This is a genomic window from Parabacteroides sp. AF19-14, assembly GCF_003635485.1.
In the GTDB taxonomy this organism is placed as follows: domain Bacteria; phylum Bacteroidota; class Bacteroidia; order Bacteroidales; family Tannerellaceae; genus Parabacteroides; species Parabacteroides distasonis.
The window spans coordinates 1-13875 of sequence record NZ_QTMJ01000024.1 but is presented as its reverse complement, the minus strand read 5'-3'; the positions used below and the strand labels follow the sequence as shown (position 1 = coordinate 13875).

Annotated in this window: 9 protein-coding genes and 1 tRNA gene; 9 read left to right on the top strand and 1 reads right to left on the bottom strand. The window is 46.8% G+C overall.

The features are described 5' to 3' along the window. Positions 1 to 364: 364 nt before the first annotated feature. From DWX33_RS18635 to DWX33_RS18615, 5 genes are read left to right on the top strand one after another with little or no spacing between them, the layout of a single operon-like run. The gene (locus tag DWX33_RS18635; protein WP_044545482.1) at positions 365 to 1699 is read left to right on the top strand and encodes a TolC family protein; all 1335 of its coding nucleotides are present in this window, start codon (positions 365 to 367) and stop codon (positions 1697 to 1699) included. 47 nt (positions 1700 to 1746) lie between these two features. Next, a complete protein-coding gene (locus DWX33_RS18630) occupies positions 1747 to 2997 on the top strand; it encodes an efflux RND transporter periplasmic adaptor subunit (RefSeq protein WP_122380838.1) in 1251 nt (416 codons plus the stop codon). Positions 2998 to 3009: 12 nt separating this feature from the next. Continuing rightward, on the top strand, positions 3010 to 5385 hold the full coding sequence (locus tag DWX33_RS18625; protein WP_122380837.1) for an ABC transporter permease: 2376 nt from the start codon (positions 3010 to 3012) through the stop codon (positions 5383 to 5385). Between the two features lie 17 nt (positions 5386 to 5402). Next, a complete protein-coding gene (locus DWX33_RS18620) occupies positions 5403 to 7730 on the top strand; it encodes an ABC transporter permease (protein ID WP_121772773.1) in 2328 nt (775 codons plus the stop codon). A gap of 21 nt (positions 7731 to 7751) precedes the next feature. After that, positions 7752 to 10109, top strand: a complete 2358-nt coding sequence (locus DWX33_RS18615) for an ABC transporter permease (RefSeq protein WP_122144325.1) — start codon at positions 7752 to 7754, stop codon at positions 10107 to 10109. A 10-nt stretch (positions 10110 to 10119) separates the two neighbouring features. Here the strand turns inward: DWX33_RS18615 and DWX33_RS18610 are convergent, their stop codons facing one another. Beyond that, on the bottom strand, positions 10120 to 11121 hold the full coding sequence (locus DWX33_RS18610) for a linear amide C-N hydrolase (RefSeq protein ID WP_369799703.1): 1002 nt from the start codon (positions 11119 to 11121) through the stop codon (positions 10120 to 10122). A gap of 376 nt (positions 11122 to 11497) precedes the next feature. On the opposite strand from DWX33_RS18610, the gene DWX33_RS18605 reads away from it, so the two are divergent. From DWX33_RS18605 to DWX33_RS18590, 4 genes are all read left to right on the top strand, one after another. Next, positions 11498 to 12100 carry a riboflavin synthase gene (locus tag DWX33_RS18605; RefSeq protein WP_057329461.1) on the top strand — a complete coding sequence of 201 codons (603 nt, stop codon included), beginning with the start codon at positions 11498 to 11500 and terminating at the stop codon, positions 12098 to 12100. Between the two features lie 201 nt (positions 12101 to 12301). Further along, a complete protein-coding gene (locus tag DWX33_RS18600) occupies positions 12302 to 13216 on the top strand; it encodes a DnaJ C-terminal domain-containing protein (RefSeq protein WP_008773998.1) in 915 nt (304 codons plus the stop codon). A gap of 13 nt (positions 13217 to 13229) precedes the next feature. Further along, on the top strand, positions 13230 to 13547 hold the full coding sequence (locus DWX33_RS18595; RefSeq protein WP_048928110.1) for a chaperone modulator CbpM: 318 nt from the start codon (positions 13230 to 13232) through the stop codon (positions 13545 to 13547). A gap of 146 nt (positions 13548 to 13693) precedes the next feature. Next, a tRNA-Met gene (locus tag DWX33_RS18590) sits at positions 13694 to 13765 on the top strand. Positions 13766 to 13875 lie beyond the last annotated feature (110 nt).

Sequence of the window (13875 nt, the reverse complement as noted above, 5' to 3'; positions counted from 1 at the left end):
ATATAATTACTATCTCATCTATTTCCAGATTATCGCCGTGGAATATATAGACCACGTCGTGATTTGTATATTCCACGTCTTGATCTGTACAGACCACGTCGTGGTTTGTAGAATTATACAGTATGCGCATAAGAATTCATAGGCTATCGAGCAAGAATTCATATAGGAGTAGAGCGTTTTTTACTTAGGGAGAAGAGGAGACGCTCTTACGTGTCAAAGTGGGAATAGTGTCAAACAATTAGACAGCGTTGTCAAAATATTGGACAGTTCTAAAAGAATAGCTTTTTGTTATCTGATTGTTGTTTAGTTGTTTATGTGTTTTGGCACGTTCTTTGCTATTATTTAGGTAGAAAATAATAGAGCAATGAAACAAATATTACTTACAACAGTTCTTTCTCTCAGTTTCGCTACGGCGACGGTGGCCCAAGAGAAACTTTGGACTTTGGATGAATGTATGCGCTATGCCGTGGAAAACAGCCCATCGGTTAAAAAGCAAGTTTATACATCAGATACGTATAAGGCGGAACGGAATGCCGCCGTAGCTTCTTTTTTCCCGGCGGCATCGGCTAAGGTCGGAGCGCAATATAGTTTTGGCCGTTCGATCGATCCTGCGACCAATACCTATGAGAATACTTCTACGTTTAATAATAACTATGGCCTCGACGCTTCTATTCCTATTTTTACGGGCGGACAGCTGATCAATCAATGGTTGATGGCAAAATCCAATCGCCGTATGGGAGTTAATGACATACAGAAAGCGAAAGATGATTTAGCGATGAAAACCATGCAGGCTTATATGGATGTGGTGTATTATAAAGGAACGATTCGTATGGCGGCCGAGAAATTGGAGGAGAGTAACCGTACCTTATATAAGACTCGCCGGCAAGAAGAGCTGGGTTTGAAAGGGAAAGCGGATGTAGCTCAATTCGAGGCTCAAGTAGCGGCCGATGATTATACATTGACCCACCAGCAGAATCTTTTCAATACGGCCTTGCTTACCTTGAGGGAATGTATGAATTATCCATCTGATTTAGAACTGGAGGTGGATACTTTATTACCTGATATCAATTATGTCCCGGAAGTAGAGAACGTGGCGGAGATTTTCGCTTATGCGTCCGGGAATAACCCTACCGCCTTGCAAGCCGAGTATCAATTAACGCAAAGTAAATACCAATATCGTATTTATAAAGGAAAGTTGCTGCCGAGTATTTATTTGAATGCTGGAATCTCTACGAGTTATTTCGAGAACCTGAAGTCTGAGACCTCTCCGGAAGCTTTCAAGGATCAGTTTAAGAATAACCGTGGTGAATATGTCTCTTTTAGCCTTAGCTTCCCCTTATTCGATGGTTTGAGCAGATTAACGAACGCTCGTCGTTACCGTAACAATATGCGGATCGCGCGGGAGACAAGAACAGAGGTCTTTCGCCAGTTGCAGACAGCGGTAGAGCAATCGGTCCTGGATCGTGAGGGATACGCTAAAGAGGCCATACAGATGGATAAGAAGGTGAGATCGGATGAGTTGGCTTATCGTGTGACCCTACGGAAGTACGAGGAAGGCTTGATGAGTACGCTGGATGTACAGACAAGCGCGAATACGCTGTTGGAGTCCAAGGCCAATTTGCTTCAAAAGCGATTGATGTACTTATTGAAAAGCAAGTTGGTAGATTATTATAAGGGCAAGCCTCTTATCAATGAATAAGAATTGAGAACATAGAATTTAGATGATAATAAAAAATATAGAATACGATGGATATACAATTAGAGAAAAAGAAAGGTCTTCAGAAGAAGCATATTCCTTATGTAGCGGGTGGCGTGTTGTTCGTTATCTTGTTGGGATGGATTATCTTTGGTGATCATGCTTCTACGTTGAAAGTGGACGCGAGAGGAATTAGCATCGGCAATGTGACCCGTGAGCAATTCAATGACTTCTTTCGTATGGATGGTCAGGTGCAACCGATCACGGTCGTGCAGCTTAGCCCCGAGGAGGGCGGTATCGTACAGGGGAAAGTCGTGGAAGAGGGTGCCCAAGTGAAGAAAGGCGATATCATTGTTCGTCTGAGCAACTCAAATCTAGATTTGCAGATCTTGAACGCTGAGGCCGAGTTGGCGGAGAAGCAGAACTTCCTTCGTAATACGCAGGTTACCATGGAGCAGGATAAGCTGACCAATCAGATGGAGAAACTTCAATACGATATGGACATGAACCGGGCCCGCCGCTCGTTCAACCAACAAGAGCAGTTGTATAAAGAGAACTTGATCGCCAAGGAGGATTATCTGAAAGCGAAGGAGGACTTCGAGTTAGCCTCTCAAAAGCACGCCTTGATTACCGAGCGCTTGCGCCAAGACTCTATCTCCCGCACGATCCAGATGGATGAGATGGAGGCCAGCTTGGCGAACATGCGGAAGAATATCCTGTTGATCCGCGAACGTAAGGAAAACTTGAATGTCCGTTCCCAGATCGACGGTGAGTTGGGACTGTTGGATGTCGTATTGGGGCAAAGCATCAATCCCGGACAAAAGATCGGCCAGATTAACGACCTTTCCGATTATAAGATAGAGGCCATGATCGACGAGCATTATATAGACCGCGTGAAACCGGGCTTAAGCGCCGCTTTCGAGCGTCAAGGCTCGTCTTTCGACTTAACGGTGCGCAAAGTTTATCCCGAGGTTCGTGATGGTAAGTTCCGTACGGATTTCGTTTTCACGGGTGAGCGTCCGGATAATATCCGTAGCGGACAGACCTACTATATCAACTTGGAGCTGGGACAACCTACCGAGAGTATCATTATCCCGAAGGGAACTTTCTTCCAGAGTACGGGTGGAAGTTGGATATTTGTTCTTGATCCGGATGGAAAGAAAGCTTACAGGCGTTCTATCAAGATCGGTCGTCAGAACCCGCAATATTATGAGGTTCTTGAAGGTCTGGAAGCCGGTGAGAAGGTGATTGTGTCCAGTTATGAGAGTTATAAGGATAATGAAGTGCTGGTGCTGGAATAAAATCGATATAATATGAAAAACATACTAATCGCCATTCGTTCCATTTTTAAGAAAGGGCGGCATAACGTGATGAAAATCGTATCGTTGGGAATCGGTTTAGCGGTAGGTTTGGTATTGATCGCTAAAGTCTATTTCGAACAATCGTATGATGATTTTTATCCGGATAGAGACCGGGTCTATCAAGTATGGGCGAAATACCAGCAAAATGGAGGGGAGTTGAAGGATTATCCGCAAACAAGCGGTGGCATCGCTCCCACGATGCAACAACAGATACCCGAGATCGAGACCGTCACCCGATACACGAGTTTTAGAGACTGGACCTTTACGATGACCGACACCAAGATGAAATACTCCGGTCGTTGTATCATAGCGGATAGTTGTTTCTTTGATATTCTTCCTCGTCCTATGCTGATCGGAAATGCGAAAGAGGTTCTTTCCACCCCGATGTACGTGTTGGTATCAAGTCGTATAGCGAAAAATATCGGGGGCGATGTTATCGGGAAAAACTTCACGGTAGACAGTTCGCCGGGACGTACTATGACTATTGGTGGCGTTTTTGAGGAAGTTCCGGAAAATTCTCATTCCCGTTACGATGTGATTGTTTCTATGGCTTCGGCGGGTCGGTTCATGTGGGAGGGTTCGCCTACTAATATGTTGGGAAATGATCGTTACATAAGCTACGTGAAATTGCACAAGGGAGTGAATCCTTTAGCTTTGGAGGAACAGGTGCATACGTTCGTGAATTCTTATTTCCCTCCGGAGGAACAGCAAAAGACAGGGTTTAACATTGGTTTCTCGTTTCATGAGCTGGATGGCTTACACAAGGAGTTGCCGCAAGTCAAGCGAATGACATGGATACTTTCCTTACTGGCCTTCGCTTTGATCTTCACGGCGGTGATGAACTATATCTTGATCGTGATATCCTCTATCGTAAATCGCTCGAAGGAGGTGGCTGTCCATAAATGTTATGGGGCAAGCGAGAATAATATTCATGGTATGATGTTTGGTGAGGCGTTGGTACATATAGTGCTTTCACTGGTCTTGGCCTTATTGTTGATCCTTGCGTTTAGAGGTACGGTAGAGGAGTTGTTGGCGACTTCGTTAGATTCCTTGCTCTTGTCTAATGGTAGCTTGGTCTTGCTAGGGATATGTATCTTGGTGTTTTTCGTATCTGGTTTTATGCCGGGATCATTATACGCTCGGATTCCGGTGGCCTCCGCTTTCCGTAATTACCGGGAAAATAAGCGTATCTGGAAGAAAGCCTTGTTGCTTGTCCAGTTTGTAGCCACGGGCTTTTTGGTGACGATGCTTGTTTTCGTTGCCCGTCAATATACGTTTATGGTGAACGATCGTCCGGGATATGCCTATGAGAACCTTGCCTACTGCGGGTTAGCTGGCGTGGACTCTACCTCTCGTGCCAAGATTCTGGATGAGGTGATGCGGCTTCCGGGAGTCGCTGCGGCTACCACCGTTTATCAATTGCCTTTCGAGCATGCTTCCGGTAATAATATTCTTTTACCGGGTGAGACTCAAGAGCTTTTTAATATCGCCGATCTCTATTGGGTAGGTAACGGATATTTGGACATGATGGAGATTCCCGTGATCCAAGGCCGCTCGTTCACGGAGAATGTGACCAATTCAAGAGAGGTGATGGTAGACCGCCGTTTCGTGGAGAAAATGAAATTGGTAGCGGGCTGGACGGATGATGTTGTTGGGAAGGATATTTGCGTCACCGAGCATAGCAAATGGAATGAGGAGCCATTCACGATTTGCGGTGTTTATGAGAATATCCGTCTGGGAGGAATCTCGAACCAAGATATGCGGCCTTCCGTATTATTCTATGCGCATAAGCCCATGTATACCTTGCAGGTGAAGTTCCATGAGCTGAGCAACGATAGTATGGCTCGTTTACAGCAGAAGATATCCGAGACATTTCCGGATCGTGAACTGAACGCTATCTCTTTCCGTTCCGAGATCATGGATCTATATAAGGACTCCCGTCAATTCCGTGATTCCGTGATGATCGGAGGTTTGGTCACGCTTCTTGTTACGTTGATAGGACTTATAGGCTATACGAATGATGAGGTGAGCCGTCGTCGTAAGGAGATCGCCGTCCGCCGGGTGAATGGGGCTACCTTATGGGATATATTGAGGTTGTTCATAAAGGATATCGGATATATCTGTATCTATGCGGTCATATTAGGCGGTGGTATAGCATACTTTGTCTTGCAAAAGTGGCAAGAGCAATTCACGGAGAAGGTTCCTTTGTCATGGTACATATTCTTGGGTTGCGGCGTATGTGTATTATTGATTATATATTCCGTGGTTTGTCTGGATGCCCGCAAGACGGCTAATGATAATCCGGTGAACTGCTTGAAATCTGAGTAATTGAAAATTTATAATTCATGAATAATTTATTGAACTTTAAGTCCTTTTTCAAGTTCCTCGGAAGGAATAAGGCTTATACGCTGATAGACGTGTTTGGTCTGTCTGTATCGTTGATGTTTGTGTTATTGATAGCGGTCTATACGGTACAGGAGATGTCTACAGATAAATTCCATACCAAGGCGGATCGTATCTATCTGGTCGGGAATGAAAATTGGATGGCCACCGGAGCTGCCATTCCTTATAAGATAAAGGAACGCTATCCGGAGGTAGAGAAAGTTTGCCCGGTAGTGGCAGATAATTCAAGCAATATAGTTGTAGTTTCCGGTGATCGGAAACTAAAGGCGAACGTGATGTTTGCGGACTCCACGTTCTTCGATTTCTTTGATTTCCGGCTGTTACAAGGCACTCGTGAGCAAGCGTTGGCCGCCGGGAACTATGCGGTGGTCTCCTCTTCGTTCGCCCGTAAGATGTTCGGAACGGATGATCCGATGGGACGGCAGTTAGTGGTGGGAGATACCATATCGGCTACTATAAACGGGGTGGTGGAGGATTTACTTCATTCCTCTATTCCCGAAGCGGATGTGATCGTGCGTTGGGAGCAGGTTAGCTGTTTTAACCCCAGCTTAGCCCCGGATCAGTTGGGGAATGCCGGAAGTACATCGGCTTTTGTCTTGGTGCGTGAGGGTAGTGATTTCCCTTCTCGTGCGGAGGATATGGCCCATTGGTTCAAGGAGTTTTATTGGCCGTATCAATATGGGACGGCAAAGGAGGTACGCATATTGCCGCTTAGTGAGCAGTATTTTGCGAAAGCCGCTTCTTACTCTTCTTTGCGAAAGGGAGATTGGCGTTTCGTGATCGTGCTGATGTCCGTAGGTTTCCTTATCTTGATTTTCGCGGTCATTAATTATATTAACTTGACGGTCGCCCAAGCGGGTTTCAGGGCGAAGGAGATGGCTACCCGGCGCCTTTTGGGTTCTTCACGGGGCGAGTTATTCATGCGCTTGATGCTGGAGTCTACTTTGCTTACGTTTATTTCTTTGGTTATTGGGGTTCTCCTTGCTTTGGCGGTCGTGCCGTTTGTCAATGATTTATTGCAGACACGTGTCGATATGAATGTATTGGGTAGACCTGTCTGGCTATTGGCTTTGGTTTCATTAACGGTTGTCGTGGGAGTTTTATCCGGCTTACTGCCTGCTATCATTATTTCTTCTTCTAAACCGATCGAGGTGGTAAGGGGTACGTTCCGAGCTAAGACGAAAATGGTATTCAGTAAGTTCTTTATCGTATTCCAGAATGTGATCACGATCACGATGATCGCCGCCTCTATCACGATGGTTTGCCAGATCGTTCATATGATCAACGCTCCTGTCGGATATAAAACGAAGAATTTATTGGCTATGCGGTCGGTGGATGAAAGGCAGTTATCCGCTTTTGTCGGTGAGTTGAAAGGTTTGTCATGCGTAGATAGGGTCGGGAAGACTCAAGGATTGCCTTTATTCGGTAGTAATAATTGGACTTCTACTTATCAGGGGCAAAATATATCTTTTCAGCAATTCGTTATGGATAAGGATTGTTACGATATGCTGGGATTGGAGATTTTGCGTGATAACCATTTAACGACAGAGGGCTGGTTCCTAAACGAGCAAGCGATGCGTGAGATGAACTTATCGGAGGATGCGACCTCTTTTATGTTGGATAGGCACGAAAGGCCGATAGCGATAGCGGGTATCGTCCGGGATTTCTATTGCTTTGGAAATGTGACGACAGGGATGAACCCTGTCATGTTCCGTTTCTTGAAAGATAATGAAGCTCCTTGGATGATTTTGATCGAGACACAAGGTGATCCTTTCGCCGCAAAGGAGGCTATCGGTAAAGTATATGAGAAAGTGACCGGACTTGAGTTTGAGGCTTTCTTCATGGATGAGAGTTTACAAAACTCATTCGACTCGCAAATCCGTTTGGCAAAGATCGTAATCGTATTCTCGATAATCGCCATCCTTATTTCTTTGCTAGGCTTATTGGCGATGTCCACTTATTTTATCCAACAGCGTTTGCAAGAAGTATCCGTACGAAAGGTATTTGGTTCCAGCAACCGGCAGATATTGGTTAAGCTCGTATTCACGTTCTTGAACTATGTGCTGATCGCTTTCGTGATTGCCATACCTATTATTATGTACTTTATGAAAGATTGGCTGTCCGACTATTCGTATCGTATCGGTTTAAGCCCGCTGATATTTATCGCTGCCGGCTTATTCTGCCTCGTGATCTCGTTTGTCTCTGTCTTTTTCCAGAGCTACCGGGCTGCCACATCGAATCCGGTGGATAGCTTTAGGCATAGGCTTTAGTAACTTTTAAAAGAAAATATCATGAACTCAATCGTACGAAATTTCGTTTTTGTGATCAGTCGTTTTAAAATGGCTAGTTTCTTGAATGTAGCAGGATTATCTGTGGCTTTCACAGCTTTCTTGATCTTGTTCATGCAAGTTCGTTACGAGTGGGGATACGATCGTTTCCATAAGCATGCCGACCGGTTGTATCGCTTGGAGATCGTTCACAATAATAAAGGGGCGCAAGTCGTATTGAACCGCCCGCTTATCGATCGGTTCTTGGCCTCCTCTCCACATATTGAGGAGGGGGCGCTAATCAATCGGTGGGGCGATAAGAAGTATATCACGGTGGATCGGGATGGTGAGCGGATGACTTTCCATGAGGAGCTCTATGCCTGCTATCCCTCCTATGCCCGTGTTTTCAACTTTGATATGGTGGAAGGTGAAGCGGCGGCGTTGGAGGAGAAGGGCCGGGTATTGATACCGGCAAGTATGGCTCATCGTTTCTTCGGCAATCATCCGGCGGTCGGGCAAGTCTTGATCGGAGAGGGGTGGACGTCCGAGGTGGGAGGTGTCTACCGGGACTTTCCCTCCAACTCGATCGTCAGTAATGCGGTCTATCGGCGCATATCGGACAAGGAAGGCGCAGGCGCTTGGATGCAAAATAATTTTGAGTGTTATCTCCGTCTGGATAATCCGGCCTCCGCTCCGGATGTCTTGGCTGGTTTCGAGAAAAATTTCCGCCACGACGAATGGAATTGGAAAACGAGACAATTGCGCTTGACTTCTCTGCCGGATATCTATTTTAAGACTGACACGAGCTACGATTCACAGAAGCAAAAGGGGAGTTATGCCCAGCTTCAAGCGCTATCTGCTATCGCTATCTTGATCGTATTGATAGCGGTCATTAATTTCATGAACTTCAGCAATGCTTTGGTGCCGGTCCGTCTGCGGGGCATCAACACGAGGAAGGTATTGGGGAGTCCGGTATCGGCGCTCCGGATGGCCGTGGCCTCGGAGGCGGTGGGGATGTGCCTGTTGTCTTACCTGATCGCTTTGCTGCTGGTTCGCCTGTTGTCGAAGACCGGGTTTGTGGATTTGGTCAGTGGAGGCATTTCCTTGGAGGGGCAGATGCCCTTGTTGATCGCCTGTGGAGGCTTTGTGTTGCTGATCGGACTTATCGCTGGTTGCTGGCCGGCTTGGTATATCACCTCTTTCTCTCCGGCACTGGTGCTGAAAGGAAATTTCGGCTTATCTCCCAAGGGGCGCTCGTTCCGCAATGTGTTAGTAGGATTTCAGTTCGTGGCCTCTTTTATTTTGGTTATAGCGGCTTTGTTTATCACGTGGCAGAATTACAATATGCTTCATACGCCGCTTGGATTCGATAGCGAGCGGATTGTCACCGTAAAGCTAAACCGTAATCTGAGCAGGCAACCGGAGAGCGTGCGTCAGCGGTTGGGGCAACTCTCCTCTGTCGAGGCCTTGTCGTTTACCTCAAGAGTGCTTGGCGCTGAGGATAATTACTCCGGCTGGGGACGTACCTACGTGGATGAGGATATCCAATTCAAGGTGGTGCAGGCAGACTCGGAGATTGAGCGGGTATTGGCCCTTCCTATTCTGGAGGGTCGGGGATTCCTGCCGGAAGACCAGTTGAGCGATGGCACTTATTTGTTCAATGAGGAAGCGAAACGGACCTATGGGCTGAAAGCGGGAGATCCAATCCGGTTGGACTGGGGAGATTTACATCGTAGGGAGAAGATCGCCGGTTTCGTGCCTGACCTGAAATATAACTCGTTCCGGGATAAGCTGGAGCCGTTCGCCATCTTTGTCGGAAAAGATATTATGGCTGGGACCTTGACGAACCTGATGATCCTTGTTCGCCCAGGGACGGACTACCGTCAACTCTCGCTAGACATAGAGAGCTCCTTGCGGGAACTAGATCCTGATTATCCCCTTGATATCCATTTGTTCAACAATATCCAAGAGAACTTGTACCAGAAAGAGCTGCTACTTGGCAAACAAATCTTGTTCTTCAGCTTGATTGCCGTATTTGTGTCTTTGGTAGGCGTATTTGGTGTTGTCTTGTTTGAGAGCGAATATAAACGGAAAGAGATCGGTATCCGGAAGGTATTTGGCGCTACCGTGATGGACTTGTTGCGGAAGCATAACCTATCGTATCTATGGATCGTCATGATCTGTTTCGTGATCGCCTCGCCGATCGCTTGGTACGGCATTGAGCGCTGGCAAGAGAATTTCGCCTTGAAGGCTCCGCTCCATTGGTGGATTTTCCTCTTGGCTTTCCTTGCCATTACGATCATCACGTTGCTCACGGTTACGATCCAGAACTACCGGGCTGCCAGCACGAATCCCGTGGACAGCATCCGGCAGGGATGTTGATATCGGCCCTTCAGATCCCGAACAAGAACGGTAACGGTTTGCTGTCCTTGAAATCTTTGGCGGTGTTTCCGGCGTAAATCTCGCCGTCTGTGAGCGTTAGTTTCTTGATAGGTGTACCTGCCTTGAAGTCCAAGCTCTTGAAATCTACCCAAAAGATATCCGGGCTTAAAGTAGACTCGAAGTAATATACCTTATTCTTCTGGTCGGCTACCGTACGCCAGCGGGTAGAGGAGATATTCGGTTGATCCGGGGTCGTGATTCCCAGAGGTACCGATACGTTACGCATTACGCTGAATACCCCGGCTACCGCTTCCCTGAAATTACTTGTCTGCGGGATGGCGTGGATATAGAAAGAGGCACGCACGAAACGATCGGAAGCTCGGTTCGTACCCGGCAACATGACTAAGCCGCCTATCTGTTGCCAGTAATCGTTTAAGGTTAGTTGCTTATCGTATGTAGGGGAATTCGTCATGACTTGGCATTCCCGTCCCTCGTGGATAACCAAGTTCCCGTTCAGGTATTCGAAGATAGCGCTATTTCCTGAAGCGTCCGAGATCGAGAGATGCAAGGTCGATTTCGCCCCGTTCGGGAGATCCGGATCGTCGATGCGGAAGACCTCCTTGCTTAACTCGGCAACCGCCTCATCTACCGTGGCGAAATTATCGAGTACATACTGCGTCCAGATGCTAAGCCCCATAACCGGGCGGTTATCGTCCGGTCGGAAATAAGATGACTCGGTGAGGAACAATAGGTTGGCTACAAGTCCCTTCTCGTTCATGCCGTCGCACGTACCGATATCATACCCGGCGGTCACCACGCTTCCGTATTTCGAGGTCCATTGGATGGTATTATCGGATATCGCCCCCCTTCTTTGCACTCCCCGGGGGAAGAGGTAAAGGTTGGATTGCGGGTCCTCTTTCCAATCCATGGTACGTCCGGTTACGACCATATTGTCCGGCCCGAGGTAAACGGCCCTTGTACACGCCTCGCTTCCCGTAGGGTTCATGAACATGAGCAAGCCGGCGAAAAGAGAGGCCAGTGTTAAATTCTTTGATTTCATAAGATCTATATTATTAGGATAATCTATTTATGAAACAAGTGGCTTTAAGGAATGTTTAGGGATGGTTTAGAATGATATACGAGATACGGAGCCGTGTGAGTAGCCCTAATTTCGTTTTTAGGCTTTCATATCGTTGAGGATGCGGAAGCGTTGGGTATGGGAAGCCAACGATACGATTTGAGCTCCTTGGACGATAAATAAGTGCGGTTTCTACCGTGATAAAAACATTTAATAACATCCTTTTTATCGGGCTTATTACTTCAAAGGCGTTATCTTTGCCCATGAATAAATAACAGTTTTGGGAGTACAAACTAAAAACAATTTGATTATGTTCTCAGGTATTGTAGAAGAAGCGGCTCAGGTAGTAGCCCTCCAATCCGATAAAGGAAACCTTCATCTGACGATGAAGTGCTCATTCGTGAATGAGCTGAAAATAGATCAGAGCGTGGCTCACAACGGCGTTTGCCTTACGGTGGTAAGCATGACGGAAGATACGTATACGGTTACCGCTATCAAGGAGACCTTGGAACGTTCGAACCTCGGGAACCTGAAAGTGGGCGATAAGGTGAACTTGGAGCGTAGCATGTTGATGAACGGCCGTCTGGACGGGCATATCGTACAGGGGCACGTGGACCAGACCGCCGTTTGTGCGGAGGTGAAGGAGGCGGACGGCAGCTGGTACTATACGTTCGAGTACGCTTTTGATAAGGAGATGGCCCGGCGGGGGTATATGACCGTGGAGAAAGGCTCCGTTTGCGTGAACGGCGTCAGCCTGACGGTATGCAACTCCCAGCAAAACAGTTTCCAAGTCGCTATCATCCCTTATACGCACGATAACACGAACTTTTGCCAGATCGAGAAAGGTACGGTAGTGAACCTAGAGTTCGATATTGTCGGGAAGTATATCAGCAAGATGATGCAGTTTAAATAAGGTTCGAAGAATTTCCTATCCATAAAAGGCTTTAGCGGTATCTGATGATCCCGGCTAGAGCCTTTTCTATCTACAGACAATCTTAATTCCGTGCGTGTACGATTAAAAACGTTTTAAGTAAATTTTCACTAACCAAAACTATCCTTGGTATGTTTATTGTTATATAATTATATGAGAAAAATAGACTAAACATATCAGATTATGGCCTATATCGATTATTACAAGATTTTGGGGGTGAACAAGGACGCTTCTCAGGATGATATCAAGAAAGCCTATAAGAAGTTGGCTCGGCAATATCACCCTGACTTGAATCCGAACGATCCCGACGCCCATCGTAAGTTTCAGGAGATCAATGAGGCGAACGAGGTGCTTAGCGATCCGGAAAAGCGTAAGAAATACGACCAGTACGGGGAGAATTGGAAACATGCGGATGAGTTCGAGGCTCAACGGAAGCAGTACGGCCAGCAAGGTGGCGGCTTTGGCGGCGGCTTCTCGAACGGTGGAGGTACGTATTGGTCTTCCTCCGGCGATGATGGAGAGTTCTCGGATTTCTTTGAGTCTATGTTTGGTTCCCGCCGGGGTGGCGGTGGCCGTTCTAATCATGGGTTCCGTGGACAGGATTACACGGCCGAATTGCACTTATCCTTGATGGATGCGGCCAAGACACATAAGCAGGTGATCACCGTGAACGGCAAGAACCTGCGTATCACGGTTCCCGCCGGCGTAGCCAACGGGCAAACCATTAAGCTGAAAGGCCAAGGCGGGCCGGGCATGAATGGAGGCCCTGCCGGTGATTTGTACATCACGTTCATTATCCCGGACGACAGCCGTTTCAAACGGGTGGGAGACGATCTGTACCTGACTGTCCCCTTGAACCTCTATACGGCGGTCTTGGGTGGCGAGCAGATTATCGATACCTTGGATAGCAAGGTGAAACTGAAAGTAAAACCGGGCACGCAAAACAATACGAAAGTCCGGTTGAAAGGTAAGGGATTCCCTGTTTACAAGAAGGAGGGGCAGTTTGGTGACTTGATCGTCACGTACTCGATCGAGGTGCCGACCAACTTGACGGAGAAACAGAAGGAATTGTTCCGGGAAATACAAAGTCTAAATTAAAAACAGGTGTATTATGCAAACAGATTTAGTTATTGTCAGTGAATACTGCCAGAAATGCCATATAGACCCTTCGTTCATCATTTTGCTGGAAGAGGGAGGTTTGATAGACATTAATATCACGGATGGAGAGAGGTATCTCTTCTCTTCCCAGCTCCGTGATCTGGAACAATACACACGTATGTATTACGACTTGTCTATTAACATCGAGGGAATCGAGGCCATTCATCATATGCTGAACCGGATGCGGAATTTGCAGGCGGAGATACAATCGTTGAGAAACCGTCTGCATTTATATGAACCATTCGGTTTTGATACGATCGAGAATTTCTAGTGTCAAATTGCTGCTAAACAAGGCTTCACTGCCCGATAGCGAAGGGCGTATGCAAACAAATTGAAAATATTTCTTGAAAATGTTTGGAAGTTTGGAATGTAATATATACCTTTGCACTCGCAATCAGGAAATGATAGCGACTATATCGCGGAGTGGAGCAGTGGTAGCTCGTTGGGCTCATAACCCAAAGGTCGTAAGTTCGAGTCTTGCCTCCGCAACAAAAGAAAGCCCTCGAGTCATTGACTTGAGGGCTTTTTCTATATTCAATCAAGCGATCGGGCGATGCGACGGCTCACCCGATAAACCTGGGGGATTAAGCATACAGCTT